The sequence below is a fragment of the Paraburkholderia sp. UCT31 genome (genome assembly GCF_014397655.1).
Taxonomy (GTDB): domain Bacteria; phylum Pseudomonadota; class Gammaproteobacteria; order Burkholderiales; family Burkholderiaceae; genus Paraburkholderia; species Paraburkholderia tuberum.
The window spans coordinates 60,457-81,780 of the sequence record NZ_VZQP01000012.1; the positions used below are offsets into that span (position 1 = coordinate 60,457).

Genomic DNA, 21,324 nt, shown 5'->3' on the forward strand with positions numbered 1-21,324 from the left:
TCCGTTCGTGCGTTCCGCATCCGGCCTGTTGCGCACTTTCGCTAAATGGCAATGATGATCCCGGCGTCCGCATCCGCCGGCACGTATTCGTCAAGGCGGGCGAGCAGATTCGCCATGCGCTGAGGCTGGTACAGGTCGTGGAAGACGCCCATTTCGGATTCGTCGTCGGCGCCTTGCGCAATTTCAGGCGCGCACCCTTGCGCAAGCTGGCAATAAGTGGGGGTCCCATAGCGCGTGCTGTTGAACATCGGGATGAGCCTGCGCCGCGCGCTTTCGCGCTCGTCGCCGCGCAGTTTCGCCACGGCGGTGTCGGGCTGGCATTCGTAGCGGCGCGGCGTGCGGGCACGCGCGGGCACGTAGCAAAAGCGCACGCAGCCCAGATGAATTCGCTCGACTTCGATTCCGTCGTTGAAAATGCAGTTTTCCGCAAGACTCACCGCGTTGACCCGTACGATGCCGAACACCGTGCAGCGCGCGATCGTCAGCACCGCGTGAGCAAAGCCGCCATCCGACGCACCGAGCGCCTCATGACGCGCCACCCTCGCGTCGACGATGCTGTCCGAGATCGACACTTGCAGCGGCTCCTGTTCCGGATCGTCCGAGGTAATGACCATCGGCCCGAGAATCGAGTGTTCGATGTTCACCCGCGTGCGTGTCTTGACGAGCGACAGACTCGGCGAGGTCTGCGCCTCGTTGGGGTTGACCGGGCGGTCGACGTCCCAGCCCGGTACCAGCGTGCAATGGCGGATGGTCAGTTGCGACAATTCCCCTTTGATCTGCAAGCCACGCCCCGTCACGAGCAGGCCGTCCAGCACGAGACGCGATCGTGCCTCGCCGGAAATCGCCATGAAATCGGGACGGTTCGCTTGCAGGTCGAGCAGCCGGATCACAGGACATATTTCAGCCGCGGCCCGGATCTCGAGACTCTGGGCAGCTTCAAGCACGATCCTTACCGCGTCGCCGTAGACCTCATTGGCCATCAATTCGATGATCGCGCAGGCTGGCTTGTCTTTGTGCCACGCGTGCAAGGCTTCCTGCAACGTGTGGAAGTCGCCATCGCTGCCCACGCCATAGCGCGCAACCGGCGCGATGCCCGCCGTCGTCGATGCACGCGGAGGCACCCACGACGGCATGGGGCGCACATAAGCACCGCCGCCAATGTCGGCCGGGAAGCCATAGTGATACGACACCACGAGGCCATGCTCGGGCGCCTCGCCGCGCGCAAAGGCAACGCGCCCCGTCTCTGGATCGATCGCGACGGTGCCGCTGCGCGGTTCGGCAAGCCATGCCGAAAGATCGGCGACGACGAGTTTGTCCACCGCAATGGGTGCGTTCGCCTCACTGTCCGTCCATAGCGCGAAGCTGCGCCCGGCGCCGTAGTAGCGCGGCTCGACGCGCCCGTCGGGCATCGCGACGTCGGCGCGCCGCAACATGACCGGTCGCGCCGCGGCGGCCTGCGCACGGGCGGAACCGGGATCGGCCGCCGCGTCGAACAGCGGGCAGTCATTGCCGAGCACGCTGAACGTAAAGCATTCGGGCGCCACCTCTTCGACGCAATAGGCCTTGCTGCGGATGACCGGGTACGAGCGCAGCCGCCAGACGAACAGACCGAGCGCCGCGATGCTGTAGCGGCCGGTGCGATAGCGCGATTGCGGTCGACGCAGATCCACCAGATGCGCCGTGATATCGGAGACGGAATTCACCCGCTCCATCGTGTGAGCATGGCGCACGTCAGCGGTCCCGCCGCGTCCGGGCCGCGGATGTTTGAGCGACTGGGTCGCCGCGATGAGTCCGGCGAATTCGACCGCGTGAGCGGGCCAACCCGACACTGTCGTCGCGAGATCGTCCAGCAGCGACAATGCGCCTTTGCGACGACGATAACGCAGTGTATTGGCGACATCCCGCCGCGGGTACAGTATCCGTGCGCGGCCGGCGGCGCGCGGCGCGGATTGCGCCGCGGGCACGGCAGCGGTGTGCAGCGCCCGGTAGCCGATCAGCTCGCCGATATACGGCACGACCCAATCGGCGCAGGTCTCGATGAACCAGTTGTCGTACAGGGCCGTCATGTCCTGCTCGACTGCGTTCACCTGCTCCGCGATCACCGCGAGCAGCGCGCGCAGCGGCTCGCCCACTTCACTGTCGCATTGCCGGTAGATGCTCGGCAGCAGGTTATACAGGCGGTCGTCGAAAGGGGTGCTCATGCGGCGATCTCCGTCAGTGTCAGCGTGCCCGGCACGTCCGCGCTCAGATAAGCGATCTGCGCCGCGCGCACCGAGCTCGCACCGTCGGTGCCGCGACGGCACCGCGCGAGTCGCGCCTCGATCGATTGACGGGGCGCCGCGGGCGGCGTGCCACCGATCCGCGCGAGGTCAGCGAAGAGCGTGTCCGGCGCGACCCGGTCGAACACATCGACGTCCGCATATTCGACGCCCGCAACGCTCTGGATCGACGCCAGTACTTCGCTCAGGGCCGCGGATTGCCCGAGCTCGCGCTTGTCGAAGCTGAACGTATCGAGCAGCGCGGCTCTGACGAGCGGTGCAATGTCGGTCCACTGACTGCCTTGCGCGACGCGCACGCGCGCGCTGATGACCAGCAGCACGACATCGCGCGGCGCGACCCGTACAGGCAGGTGCGGATCGCCGAACTGGGCGAGCGCGGCGCGCAGGTTCAGCAGCACCGCGTCGCCGTCGACCAGCTGCGCGTCGCCCGCGGCGGCGATCGTCACATGGACGAGCCACGCGCCGCCCACCGGCAGGCGACGCGCGCTCGCTTTGGCGACGCCAGCGAAGTTGCGGCTGAAGTCGCCGAAGTCGGCCACCGATACCAACCGGTCGAGCGACGCCAGGCCCCGCCCCATGTTGCGGCGGATGTCGTCGGGACCGTCCGGATTGGCGCCCCCGCTCGCGGCGATCGGATTCACCACGCTCATCACGCCCAGCGGCCGGGAGACGAGCTGGCTGAGTTGTCCGGTCTGCGCGTTGGCATCCGAACCGATGCCAGTGCGGTAGGTTGCCTGGATGTTCTCGACGCCGGACGGCAGATTCGCCCCCTGGGTACCATTGCCGAAAGTCACTCGCGTCGTTCCATCGGCCAATGTGTCCGCCACGAAGACGTGATCGTTCGGACCCGCGCCGCGGAAGCTCGTGACCTCTTGCCAGGCCACGCCGTTCACGCTGACCCGCAACGTGCTCGCGATGCCCGATGGCGTCGGGGCCGAGACATGGGTCAGCGGCGAGCGCCGCAATACGAAGCTGCGCTGCGCCGCGCGGCCGTCGCCGCTGCCGAGAATCTCGGTATGCGTTTCACCGTGGCTCGCGGTGGTCACGTTGCCCGCCACGCTGAGGCTATCGCGCCCATATGTGTAGGCGAGCGGCGCGGCCAGAGTCAGGGTGGTTCGCAGACGCCCGCCTGGAAGCAGCGCCGACGGGGTGGAGCTGGCGGTATCGGTGGAGCTGGTACCGGCGGCATCGGCGACGGTTTCCACCGCATGCTTCGCGCTCGCCAGCATGACGAGCTCCGCGCCGGGGACGCCCGTCGTACCGGGAACATCGGTGCGCGTACCCGTCACCACGAGCCATCGGCCCGGCGTCAAGTCCTCGTGCAGATCGTCCAGTTCGATGGTCGCGCCAGAAACCGGCGTCGTCACCGGCTCATTTGCGAGAACAAGCTTCTCGCTCAGCGCGTAGACCACGCTTCCACGGATCACCGTCTTGAACGACGGCTCGCTGGCATCGAACCAGGGCGGGCTCGCGAGCCGGATGCGCGTCGTCTTCGCCGAAATACCGTAATCGGCCCGGGACTCGTTGTGCACCTCCTGGACCTTGCTGATCACGGGCACTTTCGGTTCGTTGTTGTCGTCGACGCCGCAGACGACCACCCAACTGTCCGGGACGATCCTGTCGTAGGCGGCGTCCAGGTAAATCACGTCGGGCGATTCCCAGGCGGGCGGCAGGTCATTCTCATTGTCGCGCAACCGTTCATTCGCGCTGATGACCGGGCGCACCCCGAATTCCCATTCGACCTGGGTGATGGTGCCGTCCACCCGGGCGTTCTCCGCACGCCTGATCACGGTGTGCTTCGGCGCGCTGCTGCCGAACGGCGCGGCCTGCACGTTGAACGCGTAGACCTGGACGTCCGGTGTTGGTGCGATGTCGGTGTTGCGCAGTGCCGTGTCGAGCGATCCATACAGCGCGGGCGAAAACTTCACGAGCATTTGCCGCGTGGTGTCGGTGTCCGGCTGCATCGTCTGCGACAGGCTTTGCGGCAGCGCCGCCGCGCTGACTGGGTGCTTCGCCGGCGGGCGCGTCAGTGCCTTCGAAAACGAACGCGTGAGCGCCTCGGCAACCTCGGTGACGGTGACGGGCACCGTGCCCGACTTGATGGACGTAAGAGTGTTGGCGGTCGGAGCCGTCGCCGGGGACGCAATGGCGCTGGACGCTGGGGACGACCCCGTGGGCGAGAGCGGATTGGCACCCGGGGGCGATCCCGCAGGCGCAACGGCATCGGAAGCCGGCGACGATCCGGTGGGCGCAGCAGCTTCGGAAGTCGCGACCACGCCAGCGCCGGACGCTGGAGCAACGACGGATTGGAGCGTCAGCGTGATCCGCTTGTTGGGCACGTCGACATCGATCGACTCGATGCGCCGCAGGGTTTGCGACGAGCCGTTCACGATCAGCAGCGGATCATTGGCCTTGAGCCGTGTGGAAGTGCCGCTGACATAGATTGCCTTGGCCTGCTCCGTGACTTGCTGTGCCCTCGTCGTGAGCGGCGCGAGCGAGGTCCGGCTGGCGCGCGCCACGAGCGGCGTGTCCGTTTCGAATACGCGCGGCACTTCACCCGCCGACGGCATCGACATCAGGCCGCTGCCGGCCGGCACCGCGACATCGCTATCGGAGCCCTGATCCTGGACCGTATAGGCAACCGTCGCGGACGCCGCGACGCCCGGCCTCGGCACATATCCGACCATGCGCGCCAGTTCCTGCAGCGAGCGTTGTTCGGTCGCGGTGCGCACATAGCCTTCGTTGGCGATGCGTTCCTGGTAGAACGTCAGGACGTCCGCCACCATGGCCCAGGCGTCCAGCAGCGCGATGGCCGGATCACTGGGCTCGCGGGTCATCGGCGGCGCGGACGGGACCCCGACCGGACCATCCGGCACGGTTGGCAACTGACTGTAGAAATAGCCGAGCCGCCCTTTCATCACCTCCACGAACGTCGACCAGGTGCCGATGCGGTAACCGATCGCGCTCAATCCCGGGCGATTCGTGATCGTGTTCAGCGTGCTGGACGCGTCGCCCTGGTATGCCGTGCAATCGCAGGAAGAGTTCATCGACCGCCTCTCATCCGGAACCGGATCCGGCCATGCTCGGGAAAGTTCGGGTCGTTGTCGAGCCGGGCGATTTCCTGCGATGCGAGCGGCAACACACCGCTCCTCAGCGCATCGTGCGACGGCACGAACATCCGCTCGAAGCGCATGACGACCACTCGCACGACACCCTCGACCGCCTGCGCGGCAGCAACGATCCGGCTCAGATAGACGTCCTCGCCGAAGCCGAGGTTATCCGGCGCGAAGAGACCAAGCCCCGCGCGGCGCGCGGGGCCGGTGCCGAACGCGTCGAGGAGCGCGGCCTCGACATGGCCGCGCAGATAATCCGGCGCGATGTGGACCTCCAATTCGATGTCCAGTGAAACATAGGTGGCTGCGCACACCTCCAGCATGTGCCCGACGCGCCGATACCGTTCAAGAAAGCGGGCGACATCGTTCAGCATCGCGATCGCGACCTGCTCGCCGCCGTACGGCGCAATCGCCACTCTTGCGGCATAGCCTGTTCCGGTCCAGCGCAAGCTCGCCGCAGCGCGGCGCACTTGCGGAGCGCGCATCGCCAGCGTCGCATAGTCGTCGGCGGTGACCGCCCGCTCGATCGTGTCCAGGAACGCCGTAGGGGCGTTGGTGCGGACATCGTCGAGCGTCTGCGGCGCAGTCCCGCCAACGGCAGGGAACGGATTCCACACGCGCCGGATCGTCGGCAACGCGGCGATCGTCCGGCACTGCAAATGGATGATCGTCTCAGCGCCGACATTGCCCTGCGGCCCTGTGCCGACCCGGTAGGCAATGCGAAACGCAGTGCCGGCCGTCGGCTGCATACCGTTCTGCCCATCGCCAAAGCGCAGTTGCGCACGGCCGTCATCGTCGATGTCGACGACATAGTCGCGGTCGTCCGGACCGCTCGACAGCAGATCGGGCTGCACCGACCACGGCGTGACGATGGCGGCGAGCTGAGCCTGCAGCAGCTGCACTAGCGCGGGAGGCGGCGTGGCGCCGTCGTACTTGCGGATCGCCGCACGCGTCGCGTGGGACAAGCGGTCGAGTAGCGCACTGGTTGCCGGGTCGCGATTTTTCAACCGCGTCAGCAGTGCTTGCGGCGCTGCGAGGTCGTCGAACGAAAACAGTGCGCCGGAACCATCCGGCAAGCCCGGTATCGACGACACAACGACTTGCGGTCCGGCTTCGCGTGGATCCTGTGCCAGCAGCGCCGATGCGGGCAGGCTCGCGCCCGGCGGTACGCGAAACGTAAGCGCTGAGCGTTGCAGCGCCGGACCGAACCGGCCGGGCACGATGTCCGCCTGGGCAGGCTCGCCGAAGTCTTCACATCCTTGCAGGATGACGATCGCGGGCACCTGATCCTCGACATCTTCTTCGACGTAGGTGCCCGCGTCGATCAGCCATACGTTCGCACGGGCCACCATGATGTCTCGGGACACCGCATAGGCTCGCCGGGGTCCGAGGTAGCGGCACTCGGGTGCGGGCCCGATGGCCGCCACCACGAGCGCGAACGTGAGCGCGTCGGCCGGCTCCCATTCGACGTTCACGACAGGCTGCTCATAGAGAGGATCGATCGTCGGGTTCACGTGTGTCAGACGCACCACCTGGCGATGTGCCGGATCGGCGTCCTCCTCCAGTCCGGTGATCGGACTGCAGACTTCCTCGATGAACAGGAAGGCGCCCGGCTTCAGATGCGCAAGCTTGCGCATGCGTTGCGGCGGCTTTGGCGCATTTCCGTGGGATTCTTCTCGAGGATGGGCAAAGACGTGCTGGCCCGCTTCGCCGGTGACGCCTTTGCCGTTCTGCGCAGCTTGCCCAGGTTGGCTGCCGGGATCGCCCGTGTTGACAGTCGGGTCCCCGGGCTTCGGTTTCACCGCACCGCTGTCCTGCCATCCGTCGACCAGCGTCGCCGCTGTCGCGCCGGGCGGCAACACATATTGGCTCGCGCCCCACGCATAGAAGCTGATCAGACTGTGAGCCGCGCGCACCAGCAACGGGGCGCTATCAGCCGGTGCGAACGCCTGATAAGCGTCCGCGGGTACGTTCTCGAGCGCCGCTGGACTCAATACCGGCGACGGATCGGGCAGCAACGAATGGCAGTCCGTGACGAAACGGCAATCCGCGGCCGCCAGTGGCGGCAGATCCGCGCTGCTGTCGATGCAGATCCAGGTGCGTGCGTTGCAGCCTTCGTGCATCGCATAGTCGAGCAGGCGCGCATGGCGGCGCACGGAGAGGCGCCGGCGCGCCGTGCCGAGATAGGCCTCGGTTGCGACCGCGTCCTGGTAGTAGCTCAGATAATCGCCGACGTACGCGAGTATCTCGACCAGCGCGATACCTTCGTCCGGCTCGTGGCTCTCGCTCCATTCCGGCATGATCAGCCCCAGCCGGTTGACGATCAGTTGCCGGAAGCTCGCATAGTCCTTCGACAGATAGTCGATCTCCGGTTCGGCGCGAGCCGCGATTACGCTGACGGGCGCGCTCACGCAGTCGAGTTCCTTCGGCTCGCTCACCCAGAAACTGAAACCACAGCGCAAATAGTGCGGATCGAAACCAGCTACGCCCCTGATCACGAGCGTATAGGTCGAAAAATCGCCGGCGCGGTCCAGCGTCAGGGTTGCGGATCGTGGCTCCGGTTCGTGGTCCCCGGCGGACTCGCGCACGCTGAGCACGCGAATGGCGCGAACGCGCTCGCCGCCTTCTATCGTGCAGTGGGAGGCTTCGAGCGCGTCGGGCGCATCGAGAAAGAACACGACCCGCAGCTTGCGCGGATCGTCGCCGACCTCGATGTAGTCGATACCGTTCAGCCCTTTGTGGCGCGCGTCGACGCGCCGCTGACGGTCGTCCTCCAAGGCGGGCTTGAGCGTGGCCATGTCAGATCGCCCTCACGAACTGCGCGTTGGTGGTTTGCGTCGTACCGCGGATCATGTACTGCACGTTCACCGTCAAGCTTGCTTCCGTGGCGGTCACGACCAGCGAGCGGATGTCGATCAGATCGCCCAGCCAGCGTTGCAACGATGCTTGCACCGTGAACTGCAGCGCCGCCGCGAGCTCGGCGCTGTTTGGCGCGAACACCATTTGCTGCAAGCCCGAGCCGAGATCCGGCAGGTTGACCCGTTCGCCGGGATTGGTGAACAACATCTGCTCGATGAGGTCGCGCACATGGTCGGCATCCAGCGCCTGCGCGGTGCGCCCGAGCGGGTCATAGCGAAACGGATACGCGATGTTCATCGCCTAGCACCCCTTGACCAGAAGTTGCGTGACGCCGAGGAGGAGCGGCGTCTGGGTTGGTTCGCAGGTCGACGTGCTGTCGGTCAACACCACCGGCGCACCATCGGCGAAGACCTGCTGCGCGGCGGCGAGCCAACTCCCGCTGACGCATGGCGGAGCGCCCGTCGTCACCGTCGGCAACTGGCAGCCGGTCACACCATACGTCGTGATTTGCGTGATAACGGCGCAGCCGCTCACCGATACTTTCGTGCTCGCCCCAACCGGCGTTGCCGGGCCCAGATGAGTGCAGGTAACGATCACGCCTTCGTGCATCAGGTAGCCGGGCATCGTGCGTCTCCTTTCGAGCGGCGGCGACGCCGCTTCATACCGGCACGGGCGAGACGGTCAACGCCTCGCCGCAGATCTTGACGCCTGTCGTCGACAACTCGATGGACACCATCGGCCCGAAGGACAACGTGACACTGTCGAGCGCCAGCACGATCCGCGGGCCCAGTTCGGCGAGCGCGGTTTCGAGCGTGATGCATTTGTCGCCAAGCGTATTGATGACGACCCGGTTGCCGGCCGCCGACTGCATCGCGAGCGGCAACTGCGTCAGATCGATCTGCGTGCCGAGCGACGCCGACAATTGCCCCTCCGGCCACCAGCAGCCTGTCCAGATCGGCCTGTTGAGATCGCCCTCCTCGAATTCGATCCACACCCCGGCCTTAGGCGGAGGCATGCCGTAAAAGCCCATGTTCAGCCCGGCGAATGGCGTACAAACTTCGGCCGCGACGATCACCGGTGTGCCGCCGACGGTGACGGTTGCAGTGAGGCGCCCATTGGTCTCAGGGGTCGCGGAATTGACGACGACCCCTCGATACTTACCGTAATAGCGATTGTTGTCGTTCATGTCGGCACCACCGGTGTCAGAGAACCGAATCCCTCGCGGGTCAACGTGAAGCGCTGCTTGTACTCGCCTTTGCCGATGCTGTGCGTCACGCTCTGCACGTAATAGAAGCCGTCGTGCATATAGCCCGCTCCGCGCACGCTCACGAGTCGCCGTGGCCGCAGAATGGTTCCGTAGCGCAGCATGTCGAGCTCGCCCGTCGCGAGGACAGCGTGACTCGCGCGATTGGTCAGCGCCTGCGCGCGCAGGAGCGCTTCGGCATAGGACAGGCCGCTCATGTCCGCCGCCATCACGGTGCGCAGGGTTTGCGGCTGCACGGCGAGCGCCGGCAGCGCGGCGAGCGGTGGCAGCGTCGGAGTCATGGTCACGAGCGGGATCGGCAGCCCCGTCGTTTTGTCAATGACCGAACCGGCCACCAGCGACGGTTTGCGTGAGTCGTAGCGAAAATCGATTTTCGCGTTCGTTTCCGGCCCCATGTTCACCGATAGCACCGTCTGCGGCTGCGACGTCAGATCGAGCGGTCCCCAGTACGCCTGGTTCACCATCGGCACGGGGGTCGGCTCCACGTAGAACACGCAGCAATAGTCGCGCGCGAGTTGCAGCAGATAGCTCAAGTCGGTATCGGTCTTGACGGGAATCTGTTCGGTCGGCGGAGCAATGCTCGGGTCGGCGGGCAGGATGATTGGTGGCGTGCCCAGGTACATCATGTAGGTCAGCAGCGTCTGCTGGATGATCGAATAAACGCTTTCCGCGGGGTAGCTGAGCGCGGTCTGCCGTATGTCCATCATCACGCGCACGTCTTCGCCTATCACAGTGAGCGTCGACGCGCCGGGCTGGTCGCTCGGTTCGAGATGGGTGTCCATGATGATGCCGTCGATCAGCACCTGCGGAAACACGCCGAGCCACACCTGCACGACGACGCGCGTCGAAGGTCTGAGCAAGGGGTTGCCCATCAGCGTGTAGTCGAGCGCCAGAGCGCCGGTACGGCCCACCGTGAAGACCAGTTGGAAGCCGTCGCGCGGGCCGTCGCTCAATGTGACCTCCACGTGCGACAGCGCCTCGACGATCGGAGCGGGCGCCGGCACCGCGATCGTCGGACCCAGCCAGAGGGTGAGCCGCGTACCCAGCAGACTGGCGGCGCTCGACATGACGTCCATGGCTCGTCACCCCTGCGGCGTTTGCGGCATCGGCACGCGCACCAACGTGCCGACCGCGGCATCGCCCGTCAGATCGAACGGGTTCATCGCGCTATTGGCGTCGCAGATCTGCCAGTATTGCGTCGCGACGCCGAGCGTGCGCGCGGCGATCAGATCGAGACGGTCCCCCTGCGTGACGCCGACCTGTGCAAGCAGCACGAGGTTGCCGCCCTGCGGCAGAAAACGCCGCGTCACATAGGGGAGCTGGCGCCCGTCGCTCGTGGCGTAGACCGCCGTGGCGAGCGAATAGTAGCGACTCGTGTAGTCGAACATGGCGCGCTCCGTCACGTGAGCGAAATGCTCGTATTGCCGCCGAGCACCGCGCCGATGTTGTTCACGCTGGCGATGGTGGCCATCGTCTCCTTGACGATCTGATGCGTGAGAAACAGGTGATAGCCCGGGTTGGTGATCGACAGGTCGTTATAGCTGAGCACGCGCAGACCTAGCGACGCTTTCGCGCGGAGCGGATTCAAATGCTCGTCGTGGGCTTCCTCGCTGATGCTGAAATCGGTCAGGCGCACCGGCAGAACGCGCTTGACGCCCCAGATGAACAGCGTGAACGGTGCCATCGGCGGAATGATTTCGATCGTGCCGGTCGCGAGCAGAACGGTATTGGCGATGACCTGTGCGCTCTTTGGATAGATCAGCATTTCGAGCTGCGAAAGCTGCGGGTAGATACCCATCGAGAGCGCGATGCTGTCGCCGCTTTCCAACTGGTCTGTCGCATCGATCTCGATATCGACCTTGATGGTCTCGACGGGTGCGCCCTTCAGGCGCATCACTTCGTCGCGGTCGCCCTGTTCGCCGCCCATCCCCTGCGCCTGCAGCGTACGCGTCAAGGTCTCGGGGTTGTACTGGAACATGATGACGCTCGCGAGCGGATTGAACAGATCGATGCCGACGATCGCTCCTTTCAGCAGCCGTGGGCCCATTGGGTAAGCGCTCATCGCGTCCCTCCGCCGATGCATGCGTGGACCGACGCCGCGATTCGCGCACCCAGCGCATCAACGTGGCGCCCTGACGGTTCGGTCGGCGGCAAGGTCAGCGTCGGGCCGCGCAGATACGGCGACGCCCCGCCGCTGCGCCAGTTCGCCGCGAGCCCCCCGGCGGCGAGCAGCCGGCCGAGTTCGGCCAGCATGGCCTCCGCGAGCACCGCGCCGCCGGGCGGACCGAGACTCAGCTCTTCCAGCACGAGGCGTTCAATATGCAATACGATCTTCATCCCCTGGCTCCCAGGCTACCCGCGATGCGCAGCTCGCCTTCGTTGACAGGCCGGCCGAGCTTCGTCAGCTCGGTTCGCACCGCGGCCATGATCCGCTCCATCGTCACGGGTTCGCCGGCACGCGCCGCCAGGAATGCGGCGCTCAATGCGGCGCTGTGGATGTTGCCGCCCGACAGCGTGAGCCATGCGAGCCGTTCGAAATCGAGCTGCCGGCACGGCGTTTCCCGAGGAAACACCTTCTGCCAGATCGCTTTGCGTTCCGCCATGGCCGGAAAGGGAAAATGGACGACGAAGCGAAGGCGCCGCGTGAATGCGGTGTCGAGCGCCGCGCGCATATTGGTCGCGAGAATGGCCAGTCCGCGATAGCTCTCAAGCCGCTGCAGCAGATAGTTGATCTCGATGTTCGCGTATCGGTCGTGACTGTCCTTCACCTCGCTGCGCTTGCCGAACAACGCATCGCATTCGTCGAAAAGCAGGATCGCGCCACCGTCTTCGGCGGCGTCGAACAGGCGGCGCAGGTTCGCTTCGGTTTCGCCGATGTACTTGCTGACCACCGCAGAGAGATCGATCCGGTAGAGGCTCAAACGAAGATCATTGGCGATCACTTCGGCGGCCATGGTTTTGCCCGTGCCGCTATCGCCGCTGAACAGGGCGCTGATGCCTAAACCACGATTCATCTTGCGCGCGAAGCCCCAGTCCTCGTAGACCACGGCTCGCTGCCGGACCTGAGCGCTGATCTGCCGCAACAGCTCGAGTTGCTCGTGCGGCAGGACCAGATCGTCCCAGCCCGCGCGCGCATCGATGCGCGCCGCGAGCCGGTTCAACGCCGGACGGGCGCTCTCGCTGCAGGCTTGCCAGAGTTCCACGCCTAGCTGTTCGTCGTCGGCCTGCGGATTGCGCGCGAGCGTCTGCGCCGCGATGCGGCCGATCTGCCCGGCTTTCACATCGAACTGCGCGGCGAGCGCATTGCCCAGATGCTCATCGCGGCCAGGCAATGCCATGCTCCAGAGCTTGCGCTGCTCGGCGGGCGTCGGCCTGGCCACGTCGACTTCGACCGACTGCCGGCCCACCGACGACACCGGCTCGCGCGTGTCGATGAAGCACGGTCCATCGCAACGAGACAGGAAGCGGCGCAGCGTCGAGTGAAGCTTCGCTTCGTCGACGCCTTCCCGATCCGGCAATTCGATGTAGAGCGCGACCGGCCACAGCATGGCTTCGCGATACCACAGCCGCGCCAGTTGTTCGAGTTCGCCGGCGTGCTCGGGCAGGGTCTCCGCGACCAGCCTGTACAGGCGGCATCCGAGATGCTCCGCGACCCCGTGCGCAAGCGCGAGCTTGTCGGCACCCGCCGCGCCGAGCAACTGGATGACGGGTAACGCGCCGCCCTGCATCGCATACTTCAACGCATCGCTGACGCGCGTCAGCGCCGCTTTCTGCGACGGCTGCGCATCGGTCCAGACGCCGGCATCCGTCACCGGCACGACGAACCGGGCGAGCCGTTCGTCGAGGAAGTTGAGGCCCTTGATAAAGGACACGATGCGCTCGTCGACCCCTAGGGCCCGCGTGATGAAAGGCTCGCTGGCGTCGGCGGCGACGATCAGTTGCCAGTAGCGCAATGGGCGCTCGGGAGACATCAGATCCCAGGCGGCATCGTCGAATAGCGACATGGCGAGCGCGAAGGTCGGATACGGACGCCTCGCCGGATACTGTGCCCGCGCGCACAGGTCCGCGATGCGAGTGTCCAGCTCCATCCCGGCGCACAGAAGCAGCACGCTCTGTTCGAACGGCGACAGCTCGAAATGGCGGCTCAACGTCAGCAGCGAAGGCAGCGGACCGGTGGCGTCGAGCTCGCACGCGGCGAGCCGGGCTTCGGCCTCGCGCAGCGCCTCGCCGTCAGCCAGTCCCGGCTCTTGCGTGTCTCCGCCGCGCACGTTCTGCGTCTCGCCCACGGCCTGCGCCAGCATGGTCAAACGTACGCGCAGCCATGCCAGCGCGGCGGACAGCCATGCCGCATTGGTTTCATGCCAGCTTGCCGGCGCGTTCATTTGAAAATCACCTTGTGATTGCGGTACACCGGCGGCGTTACCGTGCGGTCGACCAGCAGGCTATCGACGCCGTCGACGCGCAGCCGCATCAGGTACGTCCCGGCAACCGCCGGCGACACCGGGAACGACAGACTCGCACCCGGGTCCGTGCGCGCCGCAGACGGGATTTCCTGATCGCCGAGCAGCAGCGCGACGCGTTGTCCCGGCTGCACATCCGGCGCACATTTCAGCTTGACGGTCGCTGTGCCGTTGGGCGAAATCGCTGCCTTCAGCGGCATCGTGTTCGTCATCGCAGGTGCCAGCGCCATCGGCAGCGCATTGGTCGAGTGCACCGGTGGATCGGGCTGGTCCGGCGTCGTGGTGATCTCCACCGTCACCGCGTACCAACCCGCTACCCACGGAAACTGCGTCGTATCGAGTTGCACGTCGATGCGCGTGGCCGTCGCGTTCGGGCCGGCCGGAACACGGATGGGATCCTGCAGCGCCGCATGGGCGAATACGACCTCGACCTTGTCGCCGACCAGCAAGCTGCCCGAAATCGTCACGACATCGTCGATCACCGCGGCGGACTGCTGGTTGGGCGGCGTCACGGACCGAAGTGTCGGCAGCCCGGGGTCCATCCGCGCCATTGCGACGGGCCCGACGTCGCCGGTCCCCCGTGTCAGCACCGGTAACGGCGTACGCGCCGCCCGCGTGCTCTCGATCAGCACGACCGACGCCTCGTAGGAAGCGGAGAGCCGGTACTGCGTCTGAAATCCGGACCAGAGCTTGAAGATGTCTTCGACGGACAACGGCTGCAAGGAAAAGCGAATGCGCTCCACCTGAAGGTAGGCATCGTTGCCTGGCAACGCGAGCCGGATCTCGTCGCTGCCGAGGAGTGGGTGGTCGTGCATCACGCTCATCGCGCGGCCCAGCAGAAAATGGCTGAAGGGACTTTGCGCGTCGTTGTCGCGGCCCCATGCGGTAATCAGGTAGTACAGGTTCAGCGCAAGCGGCGGAAAGCCGGTTTCGAGTGACTGAACCTGAGTGGGCATCGCCAGGTTGCGCCATGCGGCATTGGGCGTCGCCTGATACAGGAAAACGTTCAGTTGGTTACCGCTGCCGCTCGCATCGCGGGCACGGTCCATCGGCAGCGTGGTGACGACTGTGTCCTCGAGGCCGGCTTCCACCTTCACGCCGTCCGACAGCAAATTGCGCAATGCGGCGGTGACAGCGGCAATCGCGTTCGCGCTCACGATCCGCTCCCAGCCGCGCGATTTTTCAGGTACCGGTCCAGCGACGTCGGCTCATGCGAACTGCGTGCGGTCTTCGTCCCGAGGTTCGTCGGCGCCGGCGTCGCGCGGATTTCAACGCGCCCGATAGTGACGTGGACCGTCTGCTCCGCGCTTTTCTGCGAGCGCATCGCCGCGCCTGGTCGATCCCGCACCGGCGCCGTGCGTTGCTGAGGCGGCACGGAATCCGCCGAGCGTCGCGCCAGAGGGACGAACGGTTTCTGGTGCGATGTCGCGCGGTACGGGTCGGGCGGCGACTCGAAGGCCGGGTTCGTCTCAATGGAACGAGTGACGGGGACGGGGACGGCGTCGTCTTCGCTCGCGCGTTCGTCAAGCGATAGCGCACGGCCGCGTGAATCTGGTGCGTCGCGACCGTGCCCGTGGTCAGATCGGGCCGCGACCGGCAAGTGGGTCGATTTTGATGCGGCACCGTCGTGCCGGGACGGATCGTACGCAACGCCATCGCTATCCGCGTCCGCCGATGGCCTCGCAAACGGGCTGGTGGAGTTCCGACCGGGTAATGGCAGTGCCATCGGCTCCGTCGCGGCGTACTGCTCCTGCAAGCGGCGGACGACCGGCTGCGATGGTCCCGCAGGCGCAGCCCCGTCATGTCGATCGGCCGAGGGATACGGCACGCCATCGACGGGTTCCGGCTCAACGCTTTCCGGCATGGCGCGGGGGAGCTCGCGCATCGATAACGGCATCGCGCCGGGCCGCGTCTCATCCACGCTGGGTTCGTCACCCGACACCAGCGGCAGCGCCTCGTGCAAGTCCACCGGCGCGGCGCGATCGGAACGAGCATCCTGCGTCGCTTGCGCCCCAGCTTCGGCTTCGCGTGCCCGATCTTTTGCGCGAATCGCATACGGCTCAGGATCAGCCAGTGCCCGCCCGCTCGGCACGCTTTGCTCATCGGGCTCGTCGGCCATCTCGAATGGGGCGGCGCGTCCAGCAGCAAACATCGGCGCGAGCCGCGGCCTGACGACTTCAGCCTTGCCCAGCGTGCGCGCCGCCAGGTTGAACAGGAAATCGCTCATGACGTCAGCATCCCGAGGTAGTACTGCCGCCGGGAAGGCCGGAGCGCCAGGATCTCCGCCTCGCTCCATCCGTATGCCGAGGCGAGCTCATGCACCTCACCCAGCAGCCGCCGCACCCGGTCGGACACCTCCTTCCAAAGAAACGAAACGATGTCGAAACCCGCCTGCCATTCGTGCCCGCACGCGGGACACTGGATATGCAGGCGCAGGTCGGCTTGCGGGTCTGCCCGTTCGAGATAATCGTTCACCGCAACCCGCACGGCAGACGGCACGCTGCCTGCGCAGAGTCTCACGCCGTCCTGCCCGGTAACCACCACGCAGCGATCGAACAACGCATCGGCCACGCTTTCGACGTCGGCGCCCGCGTCGATCGCGAGCAGATCGTCGGTATTCACCGGCCGGCATTCGACTCGCAGACCCTCGATATCGAACTGCGCCGCGCCGATGCCCGACGGCGCAGCGATCAGCGCGTCGGCCGGCAACTCGAACTCCGCGTCGGCGCCGCAGCGCGGACATCCGGCCAGTCCTTCGAGGCGCGCGCCAAACTGCGCCTCGCGCAGGCGCAACAGTTCACGGTCGCGCACGCCGACCGGCCAGTAGCACAGATCGTCGGCCGACCTGCCCTCCTGCGCCAGCGCCTTGCCGAGCAGCCAGAGCGCCCACGCGTCGGCCGGCAGCATATGCCCGCGGTCCCACGCGTCGATCAGCACGAACGTATCGAGACGCCGCATGATTGCTCCGTTCACGGTGAAGGCACGGTGAACGTCGGCTCCTTCGGCTCGGTTACGCTCAAGTCGCGCTCCCATCCCTCGTTCTCCAGCTTGATATGCTGGATCGCGACCGCGTTGGCGTTCGCGTCGAAGTCGGGCAGCGCCTGATATTCCGAAACCCAGCAGCGATAGAGCTTGTAGGAGATCGCCAACTGTCCCGCTTCGTTATAGACCTCGATGATGAGATCCTTGCGAAAGTCCTGCAGCGACACCTCCATGCCGAGCCCCGCGCCGTACTGCCAGATCTTGTTGGCCCATTTCTCGAATTCGGTGTCGTGCGTGACGCCTCGCTCGAGCGTGACCGCTTCGAATTCATTCTTACCGGGCGATTTGCGGCTGCTGCTCGGATCGCCCCCTTCGCGATGCTTGACGACTTCCGTCGTGCGCTTGAGGGCGCCCATCTTGCTGATACCCGCCACGTATTTCGCGTCCCACTTGATTCGAAACTTGAAGTTCTTGTACGGATCGAAGCGCTGGGCATTCACGGTGAACTCGGCCATCATTGTCTCCGTCGAGGGTTGGTTTAGACCTGGATCTGCCCAGCGATCTGCTGCAACTGAATGACCACGAATTCCGCGGGCTTGAGCGGCGCAAAGCCGACAATGATGTTCACGACGCCCAGGTTGATATCGTTTTGCGTCGTGGATTCGCTGTCGCACTTCACGAAGTACGCGTCGGTCGGCTTTTGCCCCTGGAATGCGCTTTGCCGGAACAGGGTCTGCATGAAAGCCCCGACGTTTAGTCGGATCTGCGACCACAGCGGTTCGTCGTTCGGCTCGAAGACCACCCACTGCGTCCCGCGATACAGGCTTTCTTCGATGTAGAGCGCGAGCCGTCGTACCGGTATGTATTTGTAGTCGTCCGCCACGATGTCCGCGCCCTTGGTGGTGCGCGCGCCCCACACGACCCGGCCGATCACTGGGAAGGTACGCAGACAGTTCACGCCCAGCGGGTTAAGGCTGCCGTTTTCGCCGTCATGCAGCGGCACGGTGAGCTGCGGCACGCCGACCAGCGTCGCCTCGACGCCGGCGGGCGCTTTCCATACGCCGCGCTGGCCATCGGTGCGGGCAAACACGCCGGCTATCGCGCCGCACGGCACGAACTCCTGCATCTGGTTGTTCATCAGCGGATTCGGCTGCATGAAGCGCGGGAAGAAGATCGCCGCGTTGCGACTGAATGCGCCGATGTTCGTGGCGAGATCGCTCGCGGCGTCCAGCGCCGTCTGCGCTTTGCCCCACGAGTGCGGCGGATCGACGATCATCATCGCGCGGCGCTGCTCGCAATAGGCGACCGCCTGTGTCACGACATCTGCGGACAGCGTCGTACCTTGTGCGAATGGCGGAATGCAAAGCAGATTGAAGATATCCGCCTTTGCGAGCGCATAGAGGCCGCGCTTGTCTTGCTGGAAATTGTCGATTCCCTCTCCCGTCACATCGATATCCTGCAGTGGCCCTCCGTCACTGCCCTTGCCATCGGCGATTGCCGGACCCTTGATCGTGTCGGACGGCACGGGCAGCGGCACCGGTAGCGGATCGGTCATCGATGACGCCAGACGCACGAGCGACGACTGGTCAACCAGCACGTTCTTGATGTAGTTGGGACTGGCCGGGTCGATGGACAGGTTGAGAAACTTCTCCTGAGCGATGACTGTCGTCGCACTGGACGAGTTCGACGACGCGGTCGGCACCGTGGTGTTCTGCACGATCGTCAGATTGAAGGTCTTGCGCTTCGTCGGGTCCGAGACCGGCAACATCGTGTAGTCGACCATCGCGCTCAGCGTGTTGCCCCAACTGCCGACGCTCGCGGCTTCCAGTAACAGATCGGCGGATGTCCCTTTGAGCGCAATCTGCGCGGCGACCGGGGTTGGCGGCGGCGCGGGCGCGGGCGCAGGGGCTGGCCCAGGGGCTGGCGCGGGCGCAGGGGCTGGCGCGGGTGCCGGTCCCGGTGCGGGTGCCGGGCCCGGTGCGGGTGCTGGACCCGGCGCGGGTGCTGCGGTCGGCGTAGCGCCTCCGACGAGCCGGACGATGATCGCTTCGCTGCCACCGTTCACGAAGAAGTCGCGCACGGCAAACCCGAGCATCATCGAGACGTTCAGGCCGCCGAACGCCGCTTCGAAATCGCCGTAGCAATAGACATGGGTCGGATCTTCCACAGGCCCCTTTGGCGTCTGGCCGACAAAGGCAGCGATCGATGTCGCAACGCCCGTGATGGTGTGCACTCCGCTCGGCACCTCTTCGATGTAGACACCTGGGTAAGTCAACGTAACAGGCATGGATCACTCCCAGCAAAATGCGGTTAGCTCTGCTCCTACCGCGAGCCCATCGAACAGGCGACGCCAGCGCGCCACAGCACCCGCAGATGTGCTTCGCCCCGGTCTTCAGCGCGCTTTGCCGTCCTGTTTCGCCACGCGATGCGCGTACAGTACGGAGCCATCGACCAGCACGTATTTCGTCACCCGCCCGGCCTCGACCAGACGATCGAGCGCACGCTCGATCATGCGTTCGCTGACGTCACGCTCTGATTCAGGCAGCCACCAGTTCGCGATTCCGCAAACGGTGTCCGCTGCGTCCGGGTGTCGAGCCAGATAGCGCAGAATCGCGTGACACAGGCATCGGAGAATCGCTTCGTCTGGTTCCACTCGTTAGCCGCCTTCGGGTGTCTTTGGCGCGGCCGAGCAACCTAAGCAAAAGATGGGCCGTCGAGGCGACCGATCGGGCTCTTGCATCGCGATGCCGGCCTGACGCCCGTGCGGGTTTCTCCCGCACGAAACAGACGGCGTGCCGGTGACGCGCTGGGTGGTTTGCGGTGGGGCAAATGGAACGCACTGTGCGCTGCGATTGACCCAGTCGGGACCAGCCACGCTCCGGCGCAGCTCGCGCCACCCCGCAGACGCACGGCCGGCGGGTTGGTCCGCACCACGCATCGTGCCAACTCTGTCGAGGAATTGCGCAATCAGGAATGGCGCCCCCAAGGCCGAGCAGGGCCATGTCCGGCCTGCGCTTCGCCTGGATCGCCGTGGTGAAGACTGACGCGCGCGTCGCGCACGCTGATGCACCGGGTCGCTGATGCCCCGATCACGCACTACAAGCGTTCGATGCCGTGCTTCTTGAGCAGCTTGCCGAATGCTCGCCGCTCCTTGCCGACGAGGCGCGCCGCTCGCGTCACGTTGCCTCCGGCCGCGCTGAGCGCGCTCGCCAGATAGCGCGATTCGAACTCCGCGATGGCGCGGGTCTTGGCGGTGCGAAAGTCTTCGACATGCATGGACGGCGCAAGCCCGGCGTTGCCGTCGAGCGCTTTGCCGCCGATCCCGATCGGTGCGTCGACCTGGATGGTGACGGCGTCGGATAGCAGGTACTCGCGATAGATGAGGTTCTCGAGCTCACGCACGTTGCCGGGCCAACGGTAGCGGTTCATCCAGTCGAGCGTCTCGGGATGGATCTGCTTGTCGCCGAGCCCGAACCGTTCACTGCACTGGCCAAGAAACGCCTGGACCAGCAAAGGGACATCGCCACACCGATCGCGCAGCGGCGGCAGTGTCACGAACATGATCCGCAGGCGGAATAGCAGGTCGAGCCGAAACCCGCCGCACGCGACCAACGCCGACAGATCGCAATTCGCCGCGGCGATCAGCCGGACGTCTGCCCTGATGCTTTCGGAGCCGCCCAATGGTCGGTAGTGCTGATCCTGCAGGAAGCGCAACAAAGCCACTTGCGCCTTGAGCGACAACGCGTCGATTTCGTCGAGAAACAGGGTGCCGTGACGGGCGTGGGCGACAAGGCCGATCTGTTCGACGTTGGCGTCGGTGAACGCCCCCCGCTTGTGGCCGAAAAGTTCGTTTTCCACAAGGTCGCCTGGCACTGCGCCGCAATTGACCGGCACGAACGGGCCGTCACGCCGGCTTCCACCATAATGGATCGCGCGCGCCGCGAGTTCCTTGCCGGTACCGGTTTCTCCTTCGATCAGCACAGGCGCCTCGCACCGCGCGATTCTCTCGATGCGCCTTACCATATCGACAAAGGCTGGCGATTGTCCAATCATCGGAGGTCGCTCCCGCTATTGGGCTCGCCCGATCCGCATTGCCGCACGATCAAATCGACCGGCGCGAAACGCACGAGTTAGCGCGAATTATTTTGGCCCGGAACTTTACACGGACAGCCGGTCCGTGTTTTCGTCTTCGTTGCATCCGCCGGAACCTGCATTCGACAATGCGGAGGCAAAAATCAGTCTAGTACGCAAACTCCCGGTTATCCAGCGAGTCGAGCCTTCTCGACAAATTCGATAGAGCGAAAATATCTATCCCGTAAACGAAGCTGCTCACCTCTTTTTCAAGTTTGTCGTCACGCGCGAATTTA

At 65.4% G+C, this 21,324-nt stretch carries 18 protein-coding genes; all 18 read right to left on the minus strand.

The window, feature by feature from the left end; all coding sequences use genetic code 11:
* Positions 1–41: 41 nt before the first annotated feature.
* Entirely contained in the window at positions 42–2,201 is a 2,160-nt protein-coding gene (locus F6X40_RS12585) for a hypothetical protein (RefSeq protein WP_187628081.1), read from the minus strand.
* Entirely contained in the window at positions 2,198–5,326 is a 3,129-nt protein-coding gene (locus tag F6X40_RS12590) for a putative baseplate assembly protein (protein WP_187628082.1), read from the minus strand. The genes F6X40_RS12585 and F6X40_RS12590 overlap by 4 nt, the downstream gene beginning before the upstream one ends.
* On the minus strand, positions 5,323–8,190 hold the full coding sequence (locus F6X40_RS12595; protein ID WP_187628083.1) for a putative baseplate assembly protein: 2,868 nt from the start codon (positions 8,188–8,190) through the stop codon (positions 5,323–5,325). The genes F6X40_RS12590 and F6X40_RS12595 overlap by 4 nt, the downstream gene beginning before the upstream one ends.
* A gap of 1 nt (position 8,191) precedes the next feature.
* Positions 8,192–8,548, minus strand: a complete 357-nt coding sequence (locus F6X40_RS12600) for a GPW/gp25 family protein (protein ID WP_187628084.1) — start codon at positions 8,546–8,548, stop codon at positions 8,192–8,194.
* A 3-nt stretch (positions 8,549–8,551) separates the two neighbouring features.
* On the minus strand, positions 8,552–8,875 hold the full coding sequence (locus F6X40_RS12605) for a hypothetical protein (RefSeq protein ID WP_187628085.1): 324 nt from the start codon (positions 8,873–8,875) through the stop codon (positions 8,552–8,554).
* A gap of 34 nt (positions 8,876–8,909) precedes the next feature.
* On the minus strand, positions 8,910–9,437 hold the full coding sequence (locus tag F6X40_RS12610; protein ID WP_187628086.1) for a phage baseplate assembly protein V: 528 nt from the start codon (positions 9,435–9,437) through the stop codon (positions 8,910–8,912).
* Complete coding sequence (locus F6X40_RS12615) at positions 9,434–10,591, minus strand: hypothetical protein (RefSeq protein WP_187628087.1); 1,158 nt, start codon at positions 10,589–10,591, stop codon at positions 9,434–9,436. Before F6X40_RS12615 ends, F6X40_RS12610 begins: the two co-directional genes overlap by 4 nt.
* 6 nt (positions 10,592–10,597) lie before the next feature.
* Positions 10,598–10,903, minus strand: coding sequence for a hypothetical protein (locus F6X40_RS12620; RefSeq protein ID WP_187628088.1), 306 nt, complete (start codon positions 10,901–10,903; stop codon positions 10,598–10,600).
* 11 nt (positions 10,904–10,914) lie between these two features.
* Positions 10,915–11,577 (minus strand): hypothetical protein, encoded by a 663-nt coding sequence (locus F6X40_RS12625; RefSeq protein ID WP_187628089.1) that lies wholly within the window; start codon positions 11,575–11,577, stop codon positions 10,915–10,917.
* The gene (locus F6X40_RS12630) at positions 11,574–11,852 is read right to left on the minus strand and encodes a hypothetical protein (protein ID WP_187628090.1); all 279 of its coding nucleotides are present in this window, start codon (positions 11,850–11,852) and stop codon (positions 11,574–11,576) included. The genes F6X40_RS12625 and F6X40_RS12630 overlap by 4 nt, the downstream gene beginning before the upstream one ends.
* Positions 11,849–13,897 carry an ATP-binding protein gene (locus F6X40_RS12635; RefSeq protein WP_187628091.1) on the minus strand — a complete coding sequence of 683 codons (2,049 nt, stop codon included), beginning with the start codon at positions 13,895–13,897 and terminating at the stop codon, positions 11,849–11,851. Before F6X40_RS12635 ends, F6X40_RS12630 begins: the two co-directional genes overlap by 4 nt.
* A complete protein-coding gene (locus F6X40_RS12640; protein WP_187628092.1) occupies positions 13,894–15,132 on the minus strand; it encodes a DUF4255 domain-containing protein in 1,239 nt (412 codons plus the stop codon). Before F6X40_RS12640 ends, F6X40_RS12635 begins: the two co-directional genes overlap by 4 nt.
* A complete protein-coding gene (locus F6X40_RS12645) occupies positions 15,129–16,202 on the minus strand; it encodes a hypothetical protein (RefSeq protein ID WP_187628093.1) in 1,074 nt (357 codons plus the stop codon). The genes F6X40_RS12640 and F6X40_RS12645 overlap by 4 nt, the downstream gene beginning before the upstream one ends.
* Complete coding sequence (locus tag F6X40_RS12650; RefSeq protein ID WP_187628094.1) at positions 16,199–16,912, minus strand: phage baseplate protein; 714 nt, start codon at positions 16,910–16,912, stop codon at positions 16,199–16,201. The genes F6X40_RS12645 and F6X40_RS12650 overlap by 4 nt, the downstream gene beginning before the upstream one ends.
* 32 nt (positions 16,913–16,944) lie before the next feature.
* Positions 16,945–17,475 carry a phage tail protein gene (locus tag F6X40_RS12655; RefSeq protein WP_262421446.1) on the minus strand — a complete coding sequence of 177 codons (531 nt, stop codon included), beginning with the start codon at positions 17,473–17,475 and terminating at the stop codon, positions 16,945–16,947.
* A 20-nt stretch (positions 17,476–17,495) separates the two neighbouring features.
* The gene (locus F6X40_RS12660; protein WP_187628095.1) at positions 17,496–19,244 is read right to left on the minus strand and encodes a phage tail sheath family protein; all 1,749 of its coding nucleotides are present in this window, start codon (positions 19,242–19,244) and stop codon (positions 17,496–17,498) included.
* Between the two features lie 105 nt (positions 19,245–19,349).
* Positions 19,350–19,610 (minus strand): hypothetical protein, encoded by a 261-nt coding sequence (locus tag F6X40_RS12665; protein ID WP_187628096.1) that lies wholly within the window; start codon positions 19,608–19,610, stop codon positions 19,350–19,352.
* 443 nt (positions 19,611–20,053) lie between these two features.
* Positions 20,054–21,010, minus strand: a complete 957-nt coding sequence (locus F6X40_RS12670; protein WP_187628097.1) for a sigma 54-interacting transcriptional regulator — start codon at positions 21,008–21,010, stop codon at positions 20,054–20,056.
* Positions 21,011–21,324: the final 314 nt, after the last annotated feature.